Source organism: Neobacillus sp. NPDC093127, assembly GCF_044754175.1.
Lineage (GTDB): Bacteria > Bacillota > Bacilli > Bacillales > Cytobacillaceae > Neobacillus.
Map to the genome: position 1 here is coordinate 1 of NZ_JBIVOP010000004.1, position 23,530 is coordinate 23,530.

Sequence of the window (23,530 nt, forward strand, 5' to 3'; positions counted from 1 at the left end):
ACGGTAAGTACCTTGCGCCTCCTTAGTGGTTGGTCGATGTGTACCCCCACAGTGGACTTTCACCACCTAGATAGTTGCCATGCCTGGCACACCAGAAAAAGAGGCGCATTAGCCTCTTCGTTTTGTTTCTTATTTATCTTTTTGATTTTTCTAGAATAGAATTGGAAATAAATTGAAGAAATTCCTCTCCATTTTGTGAAATGGTTGATCCTGCCCTTCCCTGTCGAACAATTAATAAATCTAGTTCCTGCAGGACTTCCATTCTCATGCGCAATTGCTGTTCGGTGAGATTTATCCCCTTATCCTCTAGATGCTTTTTAAGCGTCAACCGCCCATATGAAGTCCGTTCCCGCTTTCCACCTTCAAATATCCTAAGGATTTCAACACTTTCCTCCAAAAAGCCATGAGCTTCAATTTTTCTTATTGCCTCATTTGGATTGATTTCTGGCTGTGGTAAAGAGTGGAAGTTACTCTCCTCTATTCGTATTCGCAAAGGCAATAATTCTACCTCTATCGTTTGTTCTCCTAAGAAAGATAGATAAGTAATGGTATTATACAGTTCTGTCACATTCCCTGGCCAATCATAATCCAGTAATTGATTCATTACTTCCTGATTCAAAATAATATCTGTTTTCTTCAGTCTTCCTTTTATATCCTCGATTAACGCAACAAAATCTTCTCTACGATCCTTTAAGGATGGGACCTTTAATGACAATGACGTTAGCGCTTCATAAAAAGAACGGTTAAACTCTCCACTCTCAGTTTGCCCTATCAATCCTTGTTTACTGCATGAAATCAATCTTGCCTGAAAAGGAATGGTCTTGGTACCACCCACACGCTGAAATTTTTTTTCCTTTATTGCCCGAAAAATTCTGTTTTGAAGTGGAATGAGCAATTCATCCGCATCTTCCAAATATACGGTTCCATTTTCAGCAATTTCAAATGCACCAATAGAAATCATCTGGTTTTCTTCGGATCCAAACAATTCTCTTTCCAACATGTCGGTGGATTTAGATTTACAATTAATCGAAATAAAAGGATTACCAGATTGGCAGGAATGATGATGAATGGCCTGGGCGAGCATGCTTTTCCCGGTCCCATCTTCGCCGTATAGATGGACTGGGAGTGGTGTTTTGGCAAATTCCTTTCCAAGCTGAACGACTTTCTGCATCGACTCACTCACTGCTATTACATCTTGAAATGAATAGCTGGCAACATTGCGAATATCCTTTATTTGATTCGATTTTGTACTACTTTTTCCCTCTTCAAATTCCGGTGAAAGAGATACTAGAGTTTTAAAATATCTTTTTACTATTTGTGTTTGATCAATTTTAAATCCAAGAGCGGCTGCTATTTCGTAAAATGTCTCGATATCTAAAAGTCTTGAACCGATATTAATCACGTCTGTTAAACCCGTAGGTAAGAAGTCCAATTCTCCTGGTGTTAAAATGTAATCTATCGAATCCGGGATTGATTCATCTGGGTTGTATGGATAGTACTCATGCTCAAAAATCGTTTCTCTCAGCGAAGCAACAGTCTCTTCGATATTTGTCTTCGTATCATTAACAACAAGAATCTTTTGCCCCGGGGGAAGATTAATTAATTCCCTTGCATTGGCAAAGTTAACATCCCGCTTCGCAATAATACACGGGCATTCAGCAGGAATTAGCTGGCTGACTAATCCTTTTATCATATGATGGGAAAGAACAACAATATCATCGTCCTGAACCATATTGGCCCGTAATTCTTTTAGCGCAGTTGGTCTAATCATAATCTCATGGCCGAGCACGTCTTTCATTTGTTTCGTTATTTCTTCTAAGTAGTTCTCTTGTATTGCAATAATGTGAATAGCTCGATTAGATTTCACCAGTACAACCCCCGAATACCTTCAAAGTATTTCTATTATACTAGTATAAATGGCATGATACAAAATGCCTATTGGAAATTTCTTTGAGCTGCGGAACCACTTTTTTACACTCTTCCATTGCAAAGGGACATCTCGTATGAAAAGTGCAGCCACTTGGTGGATTGGACGGACTTGGAATATCCCCAGTTAAAATAATCCGCTCCCTTTTCAAGCGGGGATTGGGTACCGGAACCGCAGAAAGCAATGCTTTTGTATAGGGGTGTAAAGGTTCTTTATATAAGTTATCCTTATCGGCCAATTCGACAATCTTTCCAAGGTACATGACACCAACACGGTCACTTATATGTTCAACCACGCTTAAATCGTGTGCAATAAATAAATAGGTTAAATTAAATTCCTCTTGAAGATCCTTTAAAAGGTTTAAAATTTGCGATTGAATGGATACATCTAACGCTGAAACAGGTTCATCTGCAACAATTAGTTTTGGATTAACGGCAAGTGCGCGGGCAATCCCAATTCTCTGCCTTTGGCCGCCGCTAAATTCATGGGGAAATCGGTCCGCATGATAGGCGTTTAATCCAACTACCTCTAATAAATGCTGGACACGTTCTTCTCTTTTTTCTTTTGGATAGCCATGAACGATTAGAGGTTCGGCAATAATGTCGCTTACCTTCATCCTTGGATTTAATGACGCATATGGGTCTTGGAACACCATTTGAAATTCTTTTCTGATATCCCGAATTTGATTATCGTTTAAACTACTGATTTCATTTCCTTCAAATAAAATTTGCCCTTCTGTCGGATCAAGCAATCTCATCAGCATTCTTCCGGTAGTCGACTTTCCACAGCCGCTTTCACCAACAAGGCCAAGCGTTTCACCTTTTTTAATCGTAAAGGAGACATCATCTACTGCCTTGACAAAGGACTTCTTCCCGCCAAATAACCCTTTGTTCTTCGGGAAGTATTTTTTCAAGTTTTTCACTTCAACTAATGGAGCTTCCATAGGCTTATACCTCCAATACTTCGCTATTCTGATAGAGCCAGCATCTGCATGTATGTTCTTTCTCTATTAGCAGTAAATCTGGATCCTGCTGTCTACATATATCCATAACCTTTGGGCAGCGGGGTGCAAATTTGCATCCCTCAGGCATATTGCTAGGTGTAGGAACATTCCCTGGAATCGAATCCAATCTGTCGACCTTTTGACCAAGCTTTGGAACGGAATACAGTAACCCTTCTGTATACGGATGTTTTGGATTTTCAAAGATGGTAAAAACATCCGCTTCTTCTACCACTTTGCCTGCATACATCACGACAACCCGATCACACATTTCAGCAACTACCCCTAAATCATGAGTAATCAGCATAATGGCCGTATCGCCTTCTTTACTTAATTTCCTCATTAAATCTAAAATTTGCGCTTGAATGGTCACATCTAACGCAGTAGTCGGCTCGTCAGCAATCAAAAGCTTAGGTTTACAAGCCATTGCCATTGCAATCATGACCCGCTGCCGCATACCTCCGGATAACTGATAGGGAAATTCATCAACGATTTCCTCTGCTCTTGGAATCCCGACCAGCTTTAGCATATTGATGGCGTGTTCTCTTGCTTGTTTTTTGTCATATTTCAAATGAAGCTGGACCGCTTCTTCTATTTGCCTGCCTATTTTATAGACTGGGTTTAACGACGTCATTGGTTCTTGGAAAATCATCGCAATTTCATTGCCTCTGATCAAACGCATTTCTTTTTCAGAAATGGCTTCCAGGTTCTTTCCTTCGAATTCAATCGATCCGCCTACTATCTTTCCGGGGGTATCCTTTAACAGGCGCATTACCGATAATGAGGTAACACTTTTACCACACCCTGATTCGCCAACGACTCCAACCGTTTCCCCTTTATTGACCGTTATTGTTACACCATCAACGGCTTTCACCACTCCGCTGTCGCTCGTAAAATGTGTTTGCAGATTCTTTATTTCAAGTATTTTTTCAGCCATCACCGTACCCCTTTCTGATGGTTAATCTTTAATTTTTGGATCTAACGCATCCCTTAGCCCATCACCAAACAGGTTAAACGCCAGCACGGTTAGAAAGATTGCAAGTCCCGGAAAAAAGGTCACATGTGGAGCATTATTTAAATAATCCCTTCCGCCGCTTAGCATCGCTCCCCACTCAGGTGATGGCGGCTGTGCTCCAAGACCAAGAAAACTTAACGATGCGGCTGTTAAGATTGCCGTGCCAAGACGCATCGTAAAATTTACGATAATACTTGAAAGAGTTCCAGGAAAAATATGCTTCCAAATGATTCTGCGCGGTTTTGCACCAATTGATCTCGTCGCTTCCACATAAACAGTTGCTTTCACCTGTAGTGTACTGCTTCTTACAATCCTTGCAAAAATAGGAACACTGAAAATGGAAATAGCAATAACGACGTTCCCTAAACCTGGTCCAAGAATTGCAATTATTCCAATCGCCAGTAAAATCCCAGGAAAAGCAAAGAGAATATCGCAGAATCGCATAATTAAATTATCAATCCATTTGCCATAGTATCCGCTGATAAGTCCTAGGATTGTTCCTCCAACCGCCCCTAAAAATACAGATAATAAACTAACAAAAAGTGATAGTCTTGTTCCAATGAGAATGCGGCTAAAGATATCCCGCCCATACGCGTCTGTACCAGCCCAGTGTGCTGCGGACGGCCCCTCAAGAATGTGGTCATAATCAAATTCCGCCGCACCAAAAGGCGCGATAAAGGGACCAATAATTCCTAATAAAAACAGGATTACAACAAAAAAGCCGGCGGCTAACGCCATTTTTTGCTTTTTAAACTTCCGCCAAAACTCTTGTTTTGGTGTACTCTTTTTACCGTTAACTGCTTGAGGAAGCGGTTGTCGAATCACTTCTCCTACTTTCATTTCCGCCATTAATCTTTCCTCCTTTTTCTCACCCATTATTCGTAACGGATTTGCGGATTTAAAACCCCGTATAATAGATCGACAAATAAATTTATTAAAATGAATTCTAAAGCAAACAAGAGCATTTCTGCCTGGATAACTGGGTAATCGCGGAAGGAAACAGAATCAATCAGCAATCTCCCTAAACCAGGCCAGCTAAACACCGTTTCAATGACGATTGAGCCGCCAAGTAGAAATCCAAACTGTAACCCTGCCATGGTGACAACGGGAATCATGGAATTTTTTAACGCATGGCCCCAAACAACTCTATTTTCTTTTAATCCTTTCGCACGTCCTGTACGAATATAGTCTTCTTTCATGACTTCCATTAATGAAGACCGGGAAAACCGTGCGATAACGGCTGCAACTCCAGCCCCAAGTGTGATGGAAGGTAAGATATAACTCTTCCAAGAATCCATCCCGCCAGTTGGCAGCCAGCCCAAATTTACGGCAAATAATTGAATTAACATAAGGCCGAGCCAAAAGGATGGAAGGGAGATTCCTGATACGGCCCCGAACATTCCGAGATAATCCTGCCATTTATTTCTTTTCGTTGCAGAAAATACGCCCACCACAAGGCCAAATAAAACAGCCCAAATCATACTCCAAAAGGTTAACCAAAAAGTAGGCATAAAGCGCGCGGCAATTTCATCAAAAACAGGACGTTTTGTCTTTAACGATAAACCGAAGTCCCCTTGAACAATATTTTTTACGAATTCTGCATACTGGGTATACAATGGCTTGTCTAAGCCGAGCTCTCTCTGAACTGCTTGGACATCTGCTAAACTGGCATCCTGTCCCGCTACTAATCTAGCAGGATCTCCTGGAATCATATGCACAAACAGAAAAATAAAAATGGAAACAAAGAATAAAATAGGTATGATTCCAATTAATCTTTTAAAAAAATATTTTAACAATTGGATTCCTCCTTTGCAGATAATAGATGAGCGCTATATGACTATAGCGCTCAACCTTACTTATTGTTTGATTTCGATATTTTCAACACTTAATGCACCATCTGGCAGCAAGTTAATGCCTTCCAGGTAGTTTTTCTTTCCTGCCATCGTGTCATCCACGGATAAGAACGCCCATGGAGCATCCTTCCAAATCTCCGTTTGAGCCTTTTCATATGCTGCTTTTCGCTTATCGGAATCTGCAGTAGCAAGAGCATCTTTAATCGCTTGGTTTACTTCATCATTGTTATAATAAGCAGTGTTATAGGATTTCGGCGGGAATGCATCTTTACCGCCTACAAGCGGTCGAATACCCCAGTCCGCATCACCTGTTGATGGTGACCAGCCGCCATAATACAATTCAATCTCCGCTGCATTTGGATCTTGAACAGACCAAATTTTGTCTGCCATTGTTCCAGATTCCATTGGGACGATTTCAACCTTTACGCCAATTTGAGCAAGCTGCTGCTGAATAAATTCCATTCCTTTAATCGTTTGCGAGCTGTTGCTGCCCCATAATTTTGCAGTAAAGCCCTTTTCAAAACCGGCATCCTTCAGCAATTCTTTAGCCTTTTCAAGATTGAATTTGTACTGATCTTGTTTTGAATAAAACTGAACGTTTGGAGCAATGACAGAGTCTAATGGTGTCGCAAAACCGTTCATAACAACTTTTACGAATGCATCCTTATTGATTGCATAGTTAATGGCTTGGCGAACACGGACATCACTGTATGGTTTCTTTATTGTATTCATCGATAAATAACGGACAACAATTGATTGTTTGTTTTCAACCACAATACCGTTTTTACCGTTAAGGCTTTCGGCTTGCTCAGTTGGCACTGGATAGATAAAATCCGCCTCTCCTGTTTGAAGCATCGCTACACGCGCACCATTTTCAGGTGTTGGCTTGAATGTAATCGAATCAACCTTCGGATAGTCTTTTTTCCAGTATTGATCATTCTTCACAACTTTTAAGTGATCGCTTTGATCCCAATCTGCAAATTTAAATGGTCCTGTTCCGACTGGGTGCTGTGAGACATCCTTGCCATAGGTTTCTAACGCTTTCGGACTAATCATCATTGCCGCAGGATGGGCAAATGTATTAATCATCGCACCAAATGGTTCGCTTAAAACAACTTTAACAGTGTTTTCATCGACAGCTTGTGTCTCTTTCACAAGGGCAAATAAGCTATGACGCTTTAGGTTAAGGTCCGGATTTGCTAAGCGGTCAATATTTACTTTTACTGCTTCGGCATTAAATGGTGTTCCATCATGGAAAGTAATACCTTGACGAAGTTTAAAAGTAAATTCCGTCGCAGTATCATTAGCCGTAAAGCTTTCGGCAAGAACTGGGACAACCTTCATATCCTTGTCAAAACCAACCAATCCTTCAAGCATGGTTTTTTGGGCTGAATAAGAAAGCGTATCATTTGTGTCATGTGGATCCATACTAATAAAATTATCCGCAACAGCAATTGTAACGTCTTTTCCTTCTTTTTTAGCCAACTCCTGTGTTTCCGCCGGTTTAATATTTTTTTTGCCATCTTTCGAATCACTTGAAGCCTTGTTTGAATTGCTGCACCCAATTAAGAACAAGCTGCACATAACAAATACGGCAAGTAACGTATGCAAATAACGATTTTTCAATGTACTTCCTCCTTTTATAGTAAAAATTATTCTTGAAGTGCTCCTGCACTTTGAAGCTTGAAATCAGCTGCCAATTCCCCAATCACTTCATTACGAGCATTCCGTAATTTTGGACGAAAGTGACCCATGAGTTCTTCAATTTGTTGATCCGTTAAAAAATTCAGCTGTTTTAACACTTCCACCGCAACCGGGTAAACACCTCGACCATTTCCATCTTCAATTTTGATCGCAATCCCCATTCCAGTTTCAAGATCTCCAATACAGTAAACGCCTTCCGCACCTGCTTTACCAATAAATCTCCCTTGGCCGACTCTCATAAAATCTGTACAAAAACGATCGGTGCCGCCAACCATTTCCGGCGCATTGACCATTGCTTTAGTAATTCGCTTGATTGCGTCACGACGTTTCTCAGAAAGTTCGTCAGGCTTGGCCATTTTTGCATAGCCATAAGCCAGTCGTTCTAGCGGCACCCCGTGAACTGGCACGCCGCATCCGTCTATCCCAATTTCAATCTCTTCTTTTGGATAGTCCGTCATTTCACTAACTGCGGCCAGAATCCGTTGTTGAACGGGATGGTCCAAATCATAATAATTTTCAATCGGTTCATTCATATGTTTCGCTGTTGCCAGCATCCCTGTATGCTTCCCGGAACAGTTGTTATATAAAGGGGTTACGTCCTTCCCTTCCAAAATTAGCTGCTTATATGTATCTTGCCAACGAGGAATATGGGTGCCGCATTTTAAACAGGTATCCTCCATTCCCGACCTTGCAAGTATGGATAGTACACGATCGGTGTGCATATTCTCGCCATTATGCGAAGCACAGCATAAGGAAAGATCAGCATCACTGAATTCATAATGGTCGGCAGCTCCTGTTTCCACTACTGGAATCGCTTGAATTGGTTTCATGGAGGAACGGGCAAAAACTTTAGCGTTAGGATTTCCTGCAAAGTATAGTAATTGACCCTTTGAGTCTACGACGGCTACGTGCCCCTTATGAGAACTTTCTACCAGATTCCCCCTAGTCACATTAACTAATTTAGTAGAATCCATTCTATCACCCCTCATTTCTATTAATTTAAAAATTTTAATAATTTCAAATTATTATAAAACACTTTTTAACCTAAAACAACCTATTTAGTTTTAATTTTTAGATTATTTTGATACAATTTGTCAATAAACCATTTAATAAAAGAATAGGTTCCTATTTTTTGTGGCGAAATCGACCTAATTCACCCAATTAATCAGTTCCAAGGAGGAAATCATGCAGACAGAGTTAGCTGAATTGAAATCAGAGCTTTTCCGTATTTTTAACCATTTACATACCAATCCCGAGATTAGCTGGAAGGAATATAACACGACAGATTATTTGAAGGGATTGATAGAAAACCTTGATCTTTCCATTACATCTTTTGATGATTGTACCGGCCTAGTTACTGAAATTGGCTCGGGTGAAGCCTGTGTTGGGCTGCGAACAGATATCGACGCACTTTGGCAGGAGGTAGACGGCACGTTTCAAGCCAATCACTCTTGTGGCCATGATGCGCATATGACGATTGTTTTCGGGACATTACTTTTATTTAAAAAGATGAATTATCAACCACCTGGCAGGTTAAAATTCATTTTTCAACCAGCAGAGGAAAAAGGAACAGGGGCATTAAAGTTAATTGAAAAAGGAGTGGTCGATGATATTAACTATTTATATGGTGTTCATCTTCGCCCGAAGGAAGAGGTACCCTTTGGAAAGGCTTCATCGGGAATTATTAACGGTGCAGCCAAATTTATTACTGGTCAAATAAATGGAACCGATGCCCACGGTGCCAGACCGCATCAAGGTCAAAATGCCATTGAGGTTGGGGCAGCAATCGTTAATGAGCTCAGCAAAATCCATCTTAACCCGATGGTCCCTTACTCAGTTAAAATGACATCATTCCATGCAGGCGGAGAAAGCAGCAATATCATCCCTGGGCGTGCAACATTCGCGTTGGATCTTCGTGCGCAAAGTAACGATGTCATGAATCAACTATCCGAGCGGGTTGAAAAAATCATGGAATCTGTTTCTTCGCTTTACGGGGTAGAGATTGCACTTCAAGTGAATGCTGGAGTCGCCGCTGCCCAAATTAGTGCGGAGGCACAAGCAATTATGCAGGATGTCATTACGGAAACACTTGGACAGGATAACCATGTCATGCCCTACATGTCCAGCGGAGGCGAGGACTTTCATTTTTACACACTAAAGAGACCAAATATTAAAGCAACGATGCTTGGGCTTGGTTGTGACTTAGTACCAGGTCTCCATCATCCAAAAATGACATTTAATCATGATGCACTACTGACAGGAATCGAAATTTTGGCTAAGACGATTATTAAAACATTTAATACGCTTGAAAAAGGGGATTCACCTAAGACTAATTAGGGGATTACCCACTCACCGGCTGGCGAGCTGCAAGGGTGAGCGCGCAAAATAAAAACAAGGGACAGCATTTAGAGGCTGTCCCTTGTTTTATTCAAAAGTTCATCATTATTCTGGCCTTTATGAGGTGGAGGCGTAATTAAGGTATGTTCAATATCACTGTGCATTTTAACTTGATAATCTCCCCAGGGGGAGGCAAAAATAAGTTCCTTCTCTTTAAAATAAGGATTGTCCTGAAGTTCTCCGATCTCAAGTACTGGTGCCATGCAGCAATCTACCTTTTGGGCGAACTCGATCCACTCATAGAAGGTTTTGCTTTTAAAGATGGCGGTAACTTCTTGATAGACAGGATTAGATTCATCCGTTTTGGAAAAATGGGCTCGGAGCCAGTCCTCGCGTCCATGAGCCAGGCAGAAATTCTGCCAAAACTTTGGTTCCAGCGCTCCCAGGCTCATATAACGTTCGTCCATCGTTTTATATAATGCGTATGAAATGATGCTGCCATTAAGTGCATCAATCCCTGTCCCCTCGCCCGTTTCATTTTCGACCATGACGTGATTCCCTAGCAATGAAACCAGTTGGTCGGTGATGGCAATAGAATGATAGCTTCCTTGTCCCGTTAAAAATCGAGAGACCAGTCCGGCTAGAATCCGTTCATTTGCGGCAAACCCGCCCAAATAATCAGCTAGCGTAATCGATGGATGGACAGGTCTCCCCTGTTTATCCTTTAACTGAGCCAAGACACCGCTTAATGCCATATAATTGAGATCGTGATTACCAAGCTTACTTAACAGTCCCTGCTGACCGTAGCCGGAGATAGAACAGTAGACGATATCAGGCTTCACCTTTTGCACGGCCACATACCCGAGCCCGAGTTTCTCCATCACACCAGGTCTGAAGCTTTCAATCACAACATCGGCATGGGCAATTAATTTTAACGCCATTTCGACGCCGGATTCTTCCTTTAAATTAAGGGTAATGCTTTTTTTCTGGCGGTTGTTGGCAAGAAAAACAAGTCCACTTCCCTGTTTAGAAATTCCGGTATATCGAGCAGGATCTCCTTCGGGCGGCTCCACCTTAATAATTTCCGCACCCAATTCTGCTAATCGCAACGTAGCAAAAGGGCCAGGAAGGTAGTTCGTGAAATCGATGACTTTCACACCTTTTAACATCGTGAAGATCCTTTCCTACGTATTCGTTGGACCGGGAGTAAAAAGCTCCTCCAGCTGTTTTCTTAGGACAAATTTCATGATTTTCCCGCTGGCATTTCGCGGCAATGTCTCACAGAAAACATATTTACGCGGGCGTTTATAGTTTGCGAGACTATCACTATTTTTGCAGAATTCATCCAAGTCCTCTTCGTTCACATTCGGATCTTTTTTCACAACAAAAGCCGTCACGGTTTCGCCCCAGCGGTCATCAGGCTGACCGACAATCGCAACATCAAGAACACCCGGATGTGCGTGCAAGACATCCTCGACTTCCCTTGGGTAGATATTCTCCCCGCCGCTGATAATCATATCGTCGACACGATCATTTACAAACAGGAAACCATCTTCATCAAGGTAACCAATGTCGCCTGAATGGTACCAGCCTTTATACAGCGCATTTTCCGTTGCTTCTTCGCGATTGAAATAACCAATCATCATACACGGCCCTTGAACAATAATCTCACCAGTTTCCCCGACTGGAACGATATCATCAGGTTCAGATGGCCCGCCTTCCCTTGTCCGGACTACCCTGATATCATGACTTAAAGCCGCTTGGCCAGCTGAACCTGCTTTTCGGAGCTGGTCGGCCTCTGATAAAAAGGTAATCGCCGGTCCCATTTCCGTCATTCCATAGGCTTGAATTAAGGTGATTCCTAAGCGGTTATGGAGAGCATGCACCAGAGATGGAGCCATTGGAGCTGCACCATATAAACCAAGTTTCAGACTTGATAGATCATATTGGCTTAAATCTTCCTGAAGAAGCATGTTCCACATGGTTGGAGCAGCAAATAATTTCGTAATTTTTTCTTGTTCAATTAAACGAAGGATCGCTTTAGGATTGAATTGATGCAGGATGACATTTTTTGCACCAATATGCACCCTTGGCAGGAAGGCGCAATGCAGTTCGGCACAATGAAACATCGGTGCTGTCACAAGGCCTACATCTTCCGAATCAAGCTTCTGAGCAGCATTACATAATACGCTTTGATCGACCATATTTCGGTGGCTGTGCATGACTCCTTTTGGCCTTCCGGTTGTGCCGCTTGTATAGATAAATGCGTAGATATCGTTCTCATTGATTTCAGCTTGAACATCTTTGGTGGAGGCGGAGGCGACTTTTTCTTGATAGCTGGTGGCGTATTCCGGTTTTTCCTCATCAATGAACCAGAAGGAGATTTTGTCGAAGCGGTTTTCTATCGCCCCGATTACTGGCTCCAATGCTTTTTCAAAAAGAACAACCCTGGGAGTGGCATCCGATAAAATATACGCAACTTCCTCAGGAGTGAGGCGGAAATTAATCGGATTAAAAATAGCTCCGATTTTCGCGCAGGCAAAGAAGGCAGTTCCCAATTCTTCGGTGTTAAACATGAAGGTGGAGACGCGGTCTCCTTTTTTGACTCCTTCATTTAGCAGGGCATTTCCCAGCCGGTTGACCTGATGGCTCCACTCTTTGTACGTATAGCGGACATTTTTCCTTACGTCATAGATAGCTTCCTTGTTTGGAAACTTTTTCACTGTTAAATCAAAGATTTTTCCGATCGTTGTGGTCATATTAATCGCCTCCATTGATAGATTTGCAGGCAATCGGCGGATGCCGGTTGCCTTAATTAATTTCGAAGAGTGTTTACCTAGAAAAAATCTATATTTTTTGCGTTTTATAACTCCAACTTGTTTTTTCTATACAATCTACCCCGGTTACAATCATAGATCTCGATATTATCAAACAATATTCCGTTCTATCAGCGAATTTTCGGGTTCTATCGGCGAATCTGGCCTTTCTATCGGCGAATTTTGGCATTCTATCGGCGAATTTCCCCATCCTATCGGCGAATCCAATTTAGACGGGCAGAAAAATAAACTCTGAATATTAATCTAACCGCTCAATTATCGTAGCATTTGCCATTCCGTGGCCTTCGCACATTGTTTGCAAACCGTAGCGGCCGCCGCTGCGCTCAAGCTCGTGCATCATGGTCACCATCAAGCGCGCACCGCTGCCGCCTAGTGGATGACCAAGGGCAATCGCACCGCCATTTGGATTCAGCTTCGCCGGGTCTGCACCCATATCCTTCAGCCAGGCAAGCGGTACTGGCGCGAATGCCTCATTTACTTCGAATACATCGATATCCTCGATGGAGAGCCCGGATTTTTCCAATGCCTTTTGTGTCGCCGGAATTGGTCCCGTCAGCATTAAGGTTGGGTCGGAACCAACGACTACACGGGTGTGAACACGGAAGCGCGGTTTAAGCCCGAGTTCTTCCGCTTTCTCACGTGACATGAGTAATAATGCGGCCGCCCCGTCGCTAATTTGGCTGGCGTTTCCAGCATGAATGACGCCATCTTCTTTAAAAGAAGTTCTTAGACCTGCCAAGGCTTCCAACGATGTTCCTTTTCTTGGACCAGAGTCCTCCTTAATAACCGTTGTTGTTCCGTCCGGAAGCGTTACTTCTAACGGAAAAATCTCTCTTGAAAAATAACCCTCTTCCTGAGCCTTTAATGCCTTTTGATGGCTTTCTAGAGAGAATTGATCAAGTTCCTCACGGGTAAATCCGTAGTTTTCGGCAATCCGCTCTGCCGACAGCCCTTGATGAATCATCTCGTACTTCGATCTTAAATTCGGACTAAATGGTTCTTCTACCCCTTTATAATTTAAACCCATTGGTACACGAGACATGCTTTCAACACCGCCGGCAATGACGACATCCATATCACCGGCAAGAATCGCCTGTGCAGCAAAATGGACAGCCTGCTGACTTGATCCGCATTGGCGGTCAATCGTGGTACCTGGCACCTCAATTGGAAATCCAGCGATTAACGCTGCTACCCGCGCGATATCTCCTGCTTGCTCCCCCGCTTGAGTGACACACCCTAAAATAACATCATCAACAATCGCGGGATCGATCCCCGCCCGGTTGACGAGTTCCTTTAAGGTCAGCCCTGCCAGGTCATCGGGACGGATATCCTTAAGCACACCATTTCTTCTTCCAACAGGGGTACGGACACCCTCAACAATTACTACCTCACGCATATTCATCTCCCTCACTTTCTATAATCCTAGGTTTTTCGCAATAATTGTTTTCATAATTTCATTCGTGCCGGCGTAGATGCTCGAAACCGGAATGTCGCGAAACCTTCTGGCAATCTCGTATTCTTCCATATATCCATAACCGCCGTGGAGCTGCATACATTCTGCCGCTATTTTCTTGGCAATATCGGTCAGCTTCCATTTTGCCATTGACACCTTTGTGACCACGTTTTTTCCTTCGATATGCTCGGCAATTAACTGGTCTAAAAACACCCTGCCCATTTCAATGTCGGTAGCCATTTCGACAATTTTAAACTGTGTATTTTGAAACTGGCCGACAGGTTTTCCGAACGCTTCCCGGCTTTTCACGTAATCCAGAGTCATTTTCAGCATCAATTCCGACGCCGTTTGCGCCCCTATCGCGACAAGAAGCCGTTCCTGTTGGAGTTTTTCCATTAAGTAAAGAAAGCCGTTGCCCTCCTCGCCAAGCAGATTTTCTTTCGGAACACGGCAGTCTTCAAAAATTAATTCCGCTGTGTCCTGTGAGTGGAGTCCCACTTTGTTTAGTTTTCTGCCTCTGGAGAAACCGGGAGCATCTCGTTCGATGACAAGCAGACTGACACCTTTGTGCTTCGGTACAGCTTGCAAGTCGGTCTTAACAGCAACAACCACAAGGTCGGATTGGATACCGTTTGTGATGAACGTCTTTTGGCCGTTGACAACATAATGGTCGCCGTCCAGCTTGGCGGTTGTTTTGATGTTGGCGAGGTCTGAACCAGTTCCAGGCTCTGTCATCGCAATCGCAGTAATGATTTCACCGGTAACACACTTCGGCAGCCAGCGCTGCTTCTGTTCCTCCGTTCCGTAAGAGGTGATATACGGAACCACAATGTCATTGTGAAGTCCAATACCTACTAAACCAGAGCCTACTCGTTCCAGTTCCTCGTTAATAACAACGGCAAATCCCCAATCAACCTCACTGCCTCCGTATTTTTCATCGATATCCGGGCACAGAAATCCCTGCTCGCCCATCTTTGTCCAAAAGGAACGGGGAATCATCCGGTCCTCCTCCCACTGCTCATAAAAGGGATATACTTCTTTTTCTAAAAACTTTCTTAGTGACTGACGAAAAATTTTATGATCTTCGTTTAAGTATGGATGGATCATTCGATAAGCCTCACTTTCGGTCAAGAAAACGCTTCCGTTTTTGTGTATTCTTTTGTAAAGGATTTCATTATTCAACAAAAATAAGGGTACATTCTACAAATTCGCTCCGCCATTCTACAAATTTACGGATGCATTCTACAAATTTATGCCTGCATTCTACAAATTCAAAGTGCCTTTCTACAAATCCATGATAAATCCGCCTTAAGAAAACTTCCCGCTGCTCAATTCGCTCATTTTCTGCCGAAGCTGATATTTTAATATTTTCCCAGATGCATTCCTAGGCAGCTGCTTCTCAATAAAAATCCGCCTTGGCACTTTATATCCAGCCAATTTCTCCCGGCAGAAGCTGCGCAGCTCGGCTTCATCAATCACTGCACCTTCTTTTGGCACAATGATCGCACAGACGGCCTCGCCCCAGACCTCATCCGGCAAGCCGATAATCGCTGCTTCGAGGACCTCCGGATGCTCACACAAAACTCCTTCGACCTCAACGGAGTAAACGTTCTCCCCGCCTGAGATAATCATGTCCTTTTTCCGGTCAACCAAGGTAATATAGCCTTCATCGTCAATAGTCGCCAAATCTCCCGTATAGAGCCAACCGCCTTTAAGAGTGCTCTTCGTTTCCTCTGGCTTTTTATAATACTCTTTCATCACCATCGGACTGCGGAGAATAAATTCACCAATCACACCGGGTAATACATCCATGCCTTCTTCATTCACAACCCTTGTTTCCGTCATGAAAATTGGCTTCCCTCCCTTACCGAGATGGAGCTTATGACCTTCCGGATCAAGGAGAATCCCGCCCGGGCCCGCTTCAGTCAAGCCGCAAAGATTATAAAATTGGTCCGTTTTAAAGATTTCCATGCTTTTTTTGACCAGTTCCGGTGCCATTGGGGCCGCACCGTATCCGACTCTCTTAATGGAAGATAAGTCGTAATCGGCGGCATTTGGAACCTGCAGAAGAAAGGTATACATCGCCGGAACCGCGAAAAGATGGGTAATTTTATGCTCTTGAATTGCTTGCAGTGTTTTAACTGGATGAAAATCGCGATGAATAATATGGGTCGCACCAAGGGCCACTCCGGAAATAAGGAATAGGTTCAATTGGGCTGAGTGGAAAAGCGGTGCTAAATGAAGAATGCGCTCATGCTGCCCAATCCCCATATTGATGACAACGGAAATTCCGACTTTAAAAATTTGACTATGATCAAAGAGGGCTCCTTTTGGGCGGCCTGTTGTACCCGATGTGTACAAAATCTCGACATCATCCTTCTCGGAAACCTCAACATCCGGTTCACTAGTCCTCTTTGATAAAATCTTTTCATAGGAATAAAAGCCCACCGTTTCCGGCTCACCAACTGTGATCACCTTACTCACAATCGTACCTTGCTTCGCCGCAGCAATGATTTGTTCGAATTCCTTGTCGCAGACGACAATTGCCGCATCCGATTGCTCTAAAATGTACTGAACCTCTGAAGTAGTTAACCGGAAGTTTACCGGGACGGCAACAGCACCAATTTTAGCAGCGGCAAAAAAGGTAAACACAAAGTGATCCGAATTCTTCATCATCAAGGCCAGCTTGTCACCTTTTTTCACCCCCTGCTCCAATAGGCCGTGAGCAAGCCGGTTTACTTCCTCATTAAATTCACGATACGTATAAGACCTTCCTTCACATTCAATTGCAAGTAATTGGGGAAACTTGCGGGCAGATTGCGACAAAAGACTTCCGATATTCATCCAGGAATTCCTCCTATATTTTAAAAAATACACTCCAACTTTTAGTATGCAAATTTTATGCCAATATTCAGAAAACAAGGAACAGAGTCCTTTTTGCGTTATTAGTTAACGATATGTGTATTTCAATCACACAGCCTAAAAGAATAAGTGTCCAATAAATGGACACCTATATAGTAGCAATATTTCTGTTATCCTAGTTTGTACTTTTTTATTTTTTCATATAATCCCGAACGGCTGATTCCTAGTAATCTTGCCGCTTGGACTTTATTTCCGTTTACCTGGACAAGAGCTTTTTTAATCGCTTCCAGCTCTGCATTTTCGACCATGGATACATTTAGGGCCAGTTCTTTATTCGGAACCTGATTTAATAGATAATCTGGCAGATCCTCGTATTTGATTTTTCCAGTTTCGGAAAATGTCATCGCCCGTTCCATCACATTCCGTAATTCGCGGACATTTCCCGGCCAGTCGTAATCGAGGAGTGCTTCCCTGGCACGAGCCTCCATTCCGGAAATGCTTGTGCCTAAAATTTGATTAAATTCAATCATAAACTGTCCGAAAAAATTATCAATATCATACGGACGATTGCGGAGTGGCGGGACATTTAATGAAATGACATTAAGGCGATAATATAAATCCTCTCGGAAAAGACCGTCCTTGACCATTTCTTCTAGATTACGATTCGTTGCGGCAATAATTCTGACGTCAACCTTTATTTTTCCTGTTCCGCCAACCCGGTAGAATTCCCGCTCTTGAAGCACGCGCAGCAGCTTTGCCTGCAAGCCAAGTGACATATCGCCAATTTCATCCAAGAAAAGCGTGCCTCCATTGGCCAAATCGAACTTTCCAAGCTTCCCTTTCGGTCGTGCCCCGGTAAATGCCCCATCTTCATAACCAAAAAACTCAGATTCTAGCAAATCCTCAGGAATCGCCGCGCAATTAACAACGATAAACTTGCCGGTACATCTGGCGCTGCTATTATGAATCGCGTGGGCAAACAGCTCCTTACCAGTGCCGCTTTCACCGCGGATAAGCACTGTTGACCTGCCCTTAGCTGCTTTCGCCCCGCTTTTTTTCAACTTCTCCATCAAAGGATCCACACTTAAGATATGATCCCAAGTAAACTTAGCTGTTTCCGCCTGCTGATATTGCTGATGATAAAAATTTGCTTTATTTTCAGCCTTCTGCAGCTTTTTAAATAATTCGCTTACCTCAGTTAATTGGCGGAATACGACCTTGCCAATTGCCCCGATGACTTTGCCATCCTCTACGATTGGAATACGGTGAACGATATATTTAATTCCGTTAATCTCTAAAAAATCGCTAACCTCCGCTGCCTCCGATTCATAGACGTTTTCTAACTGAAGATGCGGCAATGCCTTAGCCGCTTCCTTGTACAATACCTCCTTTATTGGAAGATTGAACAATTCCAGAAGCGGCGGGCTGACCATCGTGATGACCTTCCTTTCATCAGCCATGACAATTCCATCAAAAGCATGGTCAAGCGCTGTTTCCAGCGTTCGTTTTAATTTTGTTATCGTTTGTAATTCTTGTGACGTTTGCAGCAGCGACATTACCATATCTGTTTTCGTCAGAATACCGACGACACGATTATCTTTATCGACAACCACACCAGTACCAACACTGCTATTTTTGACGAGTTCTTCGATTTTTTCATACGGGGTATCAATACTGATCTTTTCAACTTGTTTCTTTATGTAATTTTTAATAGGGGTCGTAAGCGGGGTTTCTTCTGTCACCATTTGGTGCAAACTGCTGCGGGTAAAAACCCCGACCGGATGCTTGCTTGAATCCGTAACTGGCAAAATGTTCCACTTCTTTTGGTACATAAGGGTAATCGCTTCTTTTAACGTGGTTTCCTCCGTAACAATAAAATCAACAGGTGTAATAATATCTTTAAATTGGAGCACATCATCACTCCTCACTGGTAGAGGGGACAGGCTCCTCGTCCCTATTATTGATAAATGATAGTTGTAAGAATAGATTGCAATCTTCCAAAAGTGGACGAGTATCCAGTTCCTACTGTCTTTTAATTTGTTTAAATCTATTCCAAGAACGGTAAGTTAGTGTCACAAATAAAACTAAAATCCAAATGAAAAAGATTGTTGTAAAAAGTACATTTACTTTATGGTCAAGATGATTTGATTTAATAGTTAAAAATGAAGCAAAACCTTCTTTCCAGCTTTCGGGTAAGAGTAGAATCCAAAATAAATAAAGCAATACAATTGCTAGCGCGGCTTTCTTCCACATTCGACTCTAGCCCCTCGTTAAGATTTTTTTGCATCAATATCTATATTCGGCATTTTTTTAATAATTCCTTTTTTCTGGGACGAGGCTCCTCGTCCTAATCCCAAAGTAGGACAAGGAGCCTGTTCACTAGGTCTTTGTGCGTAATTTGTAGAATGGTATTTATTGGGTATTCAGAATAAGTAGAATTATAATAGAATTTGGCAGTAGAATTTAATAGATTGTGAGGGATTTTTTTGAAGCTTAGACGTTTTTCGCTTTTATTTGTACTAATGTTGGCCCTAAGCACCTTTTTCTCGTCGTTTGCCTTTGCTGAAAATAATGTAAAACCAAATCTTGTTGCATTAGGAGATTCTATTACATTTGGCTGGAATCTTGAAAACAATGGAAACAGAGAACCATCGCCAAAAGCCTTTCCTTATTTAATTGGGAATGGTAATTATGATGTCGCTAAAAACATTAGCGGCGGCGGATGGACCACAGCTAATTTGTTAACCGAAATAAACAAACCTGAAAATCTGGAAGCTATTAAAAATGCAGATATTATAACATTAGATATTGGCAGTAATGATTTTTTACAAAATGATGCGATAAAGGCTCTTCGTGCTAATCCATCAACGCCTATTGACCCTATAGCATTCGGGAAGATCATCCAAGAAATTTCTGGTAATTTATTCAAAAACTTAGGTGCAATAATTGGTACCATTAAAGCACAAAACGATGATGCGCAAATTATCATTTACAACATTTACAATCCCTTTTCGGATACGCTAGCTGCTCTTTATCCACTTGGGGAACAATTCCTACCGGGAGTGAACGCAGGATTCCAGGGTGTTGCAGCGCAATCTAACCTGCTTCTAGCTGACGCATATTCATCCTATAAAGGAAAACAAGCTGAGTTAATCCTTCCGAACGGCGATGTTCATCCGAACGTGGAAGGACAGAAAGTCTTAGCTAGTTTATCCACAAATTTATTAGCAGCACAAAATACTGGGGAAATTACTGTTGATCTAACGCCATCAACAACCGAGACAACAAAGGAGCCTGTGACAATCACAGTTGCTACGAGTGCAAAAAAGGTGCTAGCTATGCAATGGCTCGCCGGTGAAAAAACCATTGAAGATTTTGCACAATCAGGAACCGATATTACCGACAATAAGTTCGAAGTAACTGAAAATGGTACCTATACTGTTTATGTTAGAGACAGTAAGGGTGCGAAGGCCGTTGAAATTATTACGATTGACAATATTCAAAACGATGAACAGCCTGGTGATAATCCAGGAGACGATGGTGATAACCTGACTCCAGATCCAGGAGACGGCGGCACGGATAACCCTGCACCAAATCCGGGAGATACTGGAAACGATAACCCGACAACGAATCCGGGAGATACCGGCAGCGACGACCCATCAAGCGGCGGCGGGGGCGTTGACAAATCTCCAGTAGAAACAGGAAATCATTTACCAAGTACCGCTACCTCAATGTATAACTATTTAGCAATTGGACTAGCTTTAATTTTAGCCGGTTTATTGGCAATGCGCATTCAGCAAAAGAGAAGAAAAGAAAACTTCTAACGGTTTGGGACGAGGGGACGAGGCTACTCCTCGTCCCCTTAACTTTTTTATGCCAAAATGGGAAACTTTTCAACTCATTATTCGTAGATAATTAAAGAGAATTTATAGAGGAGTGAAATTATGAGTGAAAAGGGCTGTATTAAATGTGGAAGCAGGGAAACTGGCACGAAAGATGTAGCGATGACTGGCACCGGACTGTCAAAAATGTTAGATATTCAGCACAACAGCTTTACGGTAGTTTTTTGTAAGAAATGTGGTTATTCCGAGTTCTATAACAAGAAAACATCCACAGCTTCAAATATTGTTGACCTATTCTTTGGCGGGTGATTTTAGATAAGATGCTTCCAAAAAGAGACACAAGGGCTCTGTTAATTTGAGCCCTAATTATCTTCTAAATCCACCCTCTGAATGGATGATTTGACCTGTAATCCACTCTGCTTCATCACTTACTAAAAACTTTATCGATTTTGCAACATCTTCCGGCCTACCTACTCTACCGAATGGAAACAATGGCTGCAGATTGTTTTTAACCGTTGCAGTCATCCAGCCTGTGTCGGTTGGTCCTGGATTTACGACATTTACAGTGATCCCCAAGGGGGCAAGTTCTGCCGATAATGTAATAGTTAAAGCATCGACTGCACCTTTTGTTGTTGCGTATGCTAATTCTCCTGGCATTGGACCGCGAAATTGACCTGAAGTTAGGTTAACAATTCGTCCACCAAATTTCTTATCAAACCTTTTTGCAAATTCAATACTTAATAGTGTTGTAGCACGTATATTTACCATATAATGTTTGTCTAGCTCTTCTACTGTTAAGTTAGAAAAATCGTTATTGGTTGAATAAGCTGCGTTATTTATTAAGATATCTGGATGACCAAGTTGATCATTTACTAGATTTAAAAGTTGTACTGATGCATTTGGATTAGATAAGTCTAACTCCATACATTCTGCCATGACACCTTTTTGCCGGAGTTCTTCTTTTAATATCTGAGGTTCATTTGATTTTATATTCCATGGCATTGCTTTATCATACTCAGTCCAATAGGTAAAGAATATATGATAGCCATCCTCTGCTAACGCTCTACAAATAGCAGCACCAATACCTTTTAAACGACTTGCCCCTGTGATAATCGCTATCTTTCCTTTTATATGATTCATGCGACATCCTCCAAAGATGACCCTTCAACTAACCTAAAGATTCAGTTTTTAGTTCTTTCTCGATTACTTCATTTTCAAAAGAAACATGATAGGCTTTTGCATTTGGCCTCGAACTAACGACACGAGTCATTTTCTGATCAATAAAATGAACAGCAACTCCGTCATCTGCCGCAATACCTGGTTGGATTCTCCCATCCTGTATTAATTTGTGATAAGATGGTCTTCTTTCGGATTCTCCGTCATAATGGGGACAATTACTTCCTTTCAAAAAACCCAAAGCTTTAATCGGCTCTAATTTATCACCATAAGAGTCTGTTACACCTTCCTCAAACCAGCAGATGGAACCTGCACTAATACCGGCTAAAACCACCCCTTGTTCCCAGGCAATTTTTAAAATTTTGTCTAGACCCCATTCTCTCCAGAGAATTAATAAATTCGTTGTGTTTCCCCCGCCAACATATATAATGTCCTTCGTTAAAATAAAATCCTCTAAATCTCTAGTTGGAGGTTTAAATAATGATAGATGAGAAGGTGAAGAATCAAGATTTTCAAATGCTTGATAAAATCTTGTAATATAGTTTTCAGCATCTCCACTAGCTGTTGGCAAAAAACAAATTGAAGGAACAGGTTTGTTTGCTTGTTTTAGAACATAATTATCCAATAATGGATTTTCCGGCTCCATCGAAAATCCGCCGCCACCCAATGCGATGATTTGTCTCATATTTTAAGCCTCTCTTCATTGTCTTGATTGCAAAAATATCTACTTATATATTACCATATATTTCAATAAATTTCTTTCATATTTTGGCTCTGTTAATGGTCAAAGTTGATATTGATGCCTTTCAGAAGTCTTGATATAATCAATTTAAGAACAAATATTCGTGGTAAAAGCGATGAATGGATTACATTCGTTGACTGTATATTTTCAGGCTATTCTCTGTGAAAATCGGCTGAAATCGTAGGGGCTAATTTGTATTGAAATGATAGACACAAATGAAGTTTACTTATTCCAAAATTCATTAATAAATTCTATTTATGAAGAAGGGATTAGTAGGAGGGTTCACATTGAAAGTAGATACCTTAAATGTAAATTATATAATTGACGGAACACTCAAAGTAAAACCAACAAAAATGTTTTACGAACAATTAGATGAAGACAAAATGCAGAACATTCATTTCAAAATCCAACTGAATAATCAACATATTTATTCTAATTCATCTAACTCGACTGAATATGCAATAAAATATTTACAGAAAGAACTCCCAGACAATATCAGTATCGCTTGTTGTCAATCTTGCCGTCACGGTAATTTCAACCCGTATGGTGATATGGAAAATCAGGTGTTCTGCTTGAAAGATAAAACACCTCGCAATAGGGATGAGGTCGTCGAAATCTTCTCAAAACAGGATAAGTCTCTTGAAAGAAGAATCCGAAAACTTCTTGATTTTTGTAAAGATTATAAACCTATATCTCCTAATGAAAAATACACATACAATGATTGGGGTTTAGAAAAATTAAGCTAAAATCCTACTAACTAAGGTTATTAGAAGGGGGGACTT

The 23,530-nt window shown here is 41.8% G+C and carries 20 protein-coding genes; 4 read left to right on the plus strand and 16 right to left on the minus strand.

From position 1 onward, the window contains the following. Positions 1 to 133: 133 nt before the first annotated feature. From ACIQCO_RS06850 to ACIQCO_RS06880, 7 genes are read right to left on the minus strand one after another with little or no spacing between them, the layout of a single operon-like run. A complete protein-coding gene (locus ACIQCO_RS06850) occupies positions 134 to 1,867 on the minus strand; it encodes a sigma 54-interacting transcriptional regulator (protein WP_400426984.1) in 1,734 nt (577 codons plus the stop codon). Positions 1,868 to 1,907: 40 nt separating this feature from the next. Continuing rightward, complete coding sequence (locus tag ACIQCO_RS06855; RefSeq protein ID WP_400426985.1) at positions 1,908 to 2,870, minus strand: ABC transporter ATP-binding protein; 963 nt, start codon at positions 2,868 to 2,870, stop codon at positions 1,908 to 1,910. 4 nt (positions 2,871 to 2,874) lie between these two features. Next, a complete protein-coding gene (locus ACIQCO_RS06860) occupies positions 2,875 to 3,864 on the minus strand; it encodes an ABC transporter ATP-binding protein (protein ID WP_400426986.1) in 990 nt (329 codons plus the stop codon). A 21-nt stretch (positions 3,865 to 3,885) separates the two neighbouring features. Further along, positions 3,886 to 4,782, minus strand: a complete 897-nt coding sequence (locus ACIQCO_RS06865; protein ID WP_400427428.1) for an ABC transporter permease subunit — start codon at positions 4,780 to 4,782, stop codon at positions 3,886 to 3,888. A 35-nt stretch (positions 4,783 to 4,817) separates the two neighbouring features. Then, positions 4,818 to 5,738 carry a glutathione ABC transporter permease GsiC gene (gene gsiC / locus ACIQCO_RS06870; RefSeq protein ID WP_400426988.1) on the minus strand — a complete coding sequence of 307 codons (921 nt, stop codon included), beginning with the start codon at positions 5,736 to 5,738 and terminating at the stop codon, positions 4,818 to 4,820. Between the two features lie 60 nt (positions 5,739 to 5,798). Beyond that, a complete protein-coding gene (locus ACIQCO_RS06875) occupies positions 5,799 to 7,421 on the minus strand; it encodes a glutathione ABC transporter substrate-binding protein (protein ID WP_400426989.1) in 1,623 nt (540 codons plus the stop codon). A 26-nt stretch (positions 7,422 to 7,447) separates the two neighbouring features. Continuing rightward, positions 7,448 to 8,473, minus strand: a complete 1,026-nt coding sequence (locus tag ACIQCO_RS06880; RefSeq protein ID WP_400426991.1) for an asparaginase — start codon at positions 8,471 to 8,473, stop codon at positions 7,448 to 7,450. Positions 8,474 to 8,684: 211 nt separating this feature from the next. On the opposite strand from ACIQCO_RS06880, the gene ACIQCO_RS06885 reads away from it, so the two are divergent. Further along, positions 8,685 to 9,836 (plus strand): M20 peptidase aminoacylase family protein, encoded by a 1,152-nt coding sequence (locus ACIQCO_RS06885; protein WP_400426992.1) that lies wholly within the window; start codon positions 8,685 to 8,687, stop codon positions 9,834 to 9,836. Between the two features lie 68 nt (positions 9,837 to 9,904). Here the strand turns inward: ACIQCO_RS06885 and ACIQCO_RS06890 are convergent, their stop codons facing one another. The 7 genes from ACIQCO_RS06890 to ACIQCO_RS06920 form a co-directional block, all read right to left on the minus strand. Continuing rightward, entirely contained in the window at positions 9,905 to 11,005 is a 1,101-nt protein-coding gene (locus ACIQCO_RS06890; RefSeq protein WP_400426993.1) for a CaiB/BaiF CoA transferase family protein, read from the minus strand. A gap of 15 nt (positions 11,006 to 11,020) precedes the next feature. Beyond that, positions 11,021 to 12,595, minus strand: a complete 1,575-nt coding sequence (locus ACIQCO_RS06895; RefSeq protein WP_400426994.1) for a fatty acid--CoA ligase — start codon at positions 12,593 to 12,595, stop codon at positions 11,021 to 11,023. Positions 12,596 to 12,911: 316 nt separating this feature from the next. Continuing rightward, a complete protein-coding gene (locus ACIQCO_RS06900; protein ID WP_400426995.1) occupies positions 12,912 to 14,069 on the minus strand; it encodes a thiolase family protein in 1,158 nt (385 codons plus the stop codon). An 18-nt stretch (positions 14,070 to 14,087) separates the two neighbouring features. Beyond that, positions 14,088 to 15,233: an acyl-CoA dehydrogenase family protein gene (locus tag ACIQCO_RS06905; RefSeq protein WP_400427429.1), complete on the minus strand. Its 1,146-nt coding sequence runs from the start codon at positions 15,231 to 15,233 to the stop codon at positions 14,088 to 14,090. 201 nt (positions 15,234 to 15,434) lie between these two features. Next, entirely contained in the window at positions 15,435 to 16,970 is a 1,536-nt protein-coding gene (locus ACIQCO_RS06910; RefSeq protein ID WP_400426996.1) for a long-chain-fatty-acid--CoA ligase, read from the minus strand. Positions 16,971 to 17,158: 188 nt separating this feature from the next. After that, positions 17,159 to 18,901 (minus strand): sigma 54-interacting transcriptional regulator, encoded by a 1,743-nt coding sequence (locus tag ACIQCO_RS06915; protein WP_400426997.1) that lies wholly within the window; start codon positions 18,899 to 18,901, stop codon positions 17,159 to 17,161. Between the two features lie 109 nt (positions 18,902 to 19,010). Next, positions 19,011 to 19,241 carry a hypothetical protein gene (locus tag ACIQCO_RS06920; RefSeq protein ID WP_400426998.1) on the minus strand — a complete coding sequence of 77 codons (231 nt, stop codon included), beginning with the start codon at positions 19,239 to 19,241 and terminating at the stop codon, positions 19,011 to 19,013. 233 nt (positions 19,242 to 19,474) lie between these two features. On the opposite strand from ACIQCO_RS06920, the gene ACIQCO_RS06925 reads away from it, so the two are divergent. Together ACIQCO_RS06925 and ACIQCO_RS06930 are read left to right on the plus strand one after the other, a co-directional pair. After that, a complete protein-coding gene (locus ACIQCO_RS06925) occupies positions 19,475 to 20,812 on the plus strand; it encodes an SGNH/GDSL hydrolase family protein (RefSeq protein ID WP_400426999.1) in 1,338 nt (445 codons plus the stop codon). A 120-nt stretch (positions 20,813 to 20,932) separates the two neighbouring features. Continuing rightward, entirely contained in the window at positions 20,933 to 21,139 is a 207-nt protein-coding gene (locus ACIQCO_RS06930) for a zinc ribbon domain-containing protein (protein ID WP_400427000.1), read from the plus strand. Positions 21,140 to 21,196: 57 nt separating this feature from the next. Here ACIQCO_RS06930 and ACIQCO_RS06935 read toward each other — a convergent pair whose 3' ends face one another. Continuing rightward, complete coding sequence (locus ACIQCO_RS06935) at positions 21,197 to 21,970, minus strand: SDR family oxidoreductase (protein ID WP_400427001.1); 774 nt, start codon at positions 21,968 to 21,970, stop codon at positions 21,197 to 21,199. A 28-nt stretch (positions 21,971 to 21,998) separates the two neighbouring features. Further along, positions 21,999 to 22,691, minus strand: coding sequence for a Type 1 glutamine amidotransferase-like domain-containing protein (locus ACIQCO_RS06940; RefSeq protein WP_400427003.1), 693 nt, complete (start codon positions 22,689 to 22,691; stop codon positions 21,999 to 22,001). Between the two features lie 344 nt (positions 22,692 to 23,035). On the opposite strand from ACIQCO_RS06940, the gene ACIQCO_RS06945 reads away from it, so the two are divergent. Beyond that, on the plus strand, positions 23,036 to 23,494 hold the full coding sequence (locus ACIQCO_RS06945) for a hypothetical protein (RefSeq protein WP_400427005.1): 459 nt from the start codon (positions 23,036 to 23,038) through the stop codon (positions 23,492 to 23,494). Positions 23,495 to 23,530 lie beyond the last annotated feature (36 nt).

What these genes read in the sequence shown, in the direction of transcription:
- ACIQCO_RS06855 (WP_400426985.1), bottom strand. Translation starts at nt 2,870, where the DNA reads ATGGAAGCTCCATTAGTTGAAGTGAAAAACTTGAAAAAATACTTCCCG.
- ACIQCO_RS06860 (WP_400426986.1), bottom strand. Translation starts at nt 3,864, where the DNA reads ATGGCTGAAAAAATACTTGAAATAAAGAATCTGCAAACACATTTTACG.
- ACIQCO_RS06865 (WP_400427428.1), bottom strand. Translation starts at nt 4,782, where the DNA reads ATGAAAGTAGGAGAAGTGATTCGACAACCGCTTCCTCAAGCAGTTAAC.
- ACIQCO_RS06880 (WP_400426991.1), bottom strand. Translation starts at nt 8,473, where the DNA reads ATGGATTCTACTAAATTAGTTAATGTGACTAGGGGGAATCTGGTAGAA.
- ACIQCO_RS06885 (WP_400426992.1), top strand. Translation starts at nt 8,685, where the DNA reads ATGCAGACAGAGTTAGCTGAATTGAAATCAGAGCTTTTCCGTATTTTT.
- ACIQCO_RS06890 (WP_400426993.1), bottom strand. Translation starts at nt 11,005, where the DNA reads ATGTTAAAAGGTGTGAAAGTCATCGATTTCACGAACTACCTTCCTGGC.
- ACIQCO_RS06895 (WP_400426994.1), bottom strand. Translation starts at nt 12,595, where the DNA reads ATGACCACAACGATCGGAAAAATCTTTGATTTAACAGTGAAAAAGTTT.
- ACIQCO_RS06900 (WP_400426995.1), bottom strand. Translation starts at nt 14,069, where the DNA reads ATGCGTGAGGTAGTAATTGTTGAGGGTGTCCGTACCCCTGTTGGAAGA.
- ACIQCO_RS06905 (WP_400427429.1), bottom strand. Translation starts at nt 15,233, where the DNA reads ATGATCCATCCATACTTAAACGAAGATCATAAAATTTTTCGTCAGTCA.
- ACIQCO_RS06910 (WP_400426996.1), bottom strand. Translation starts at nt 16,970, where the DNA reads ATGAATATCGGAAGTCTTTTGTCGCAATCTGCCCGCAAGTTTCCCCAA.
- ACIQCO_RS06920 (WP_400426998.1), bottom strand. Translation starts at nt 19,241, where the DNA reads ATGTGGAAGAAAGCCGCGCTAGCAATTGTATTGCTTTATTTATTTTGG.
- ACIQCO_RS06930 (WP_400427000.1), top strand. Translation starts at nt 20,933, where the DNA reads ATGAGTGAAAAGGGCTGTATTAAATGTGGAAGCAGGGAAACTGGCACG.
- ACIQCO_RS06935 (WP_400427001.1), bottom strand. Translation starts at nt 21,970, where the DNA reads ATGAATCATATAAAAGGAAAGATAGCGATTATCACAGGGGCAAGTCGT.
- ACIQCO_RS06940 (WP_400427003.1), bottom strand. Translation starts at nt 22,691, where the DNA reads ATGAGACAAATCATCGCATTGGGTGGCGGCGGATTTTCGATGGAGCCG.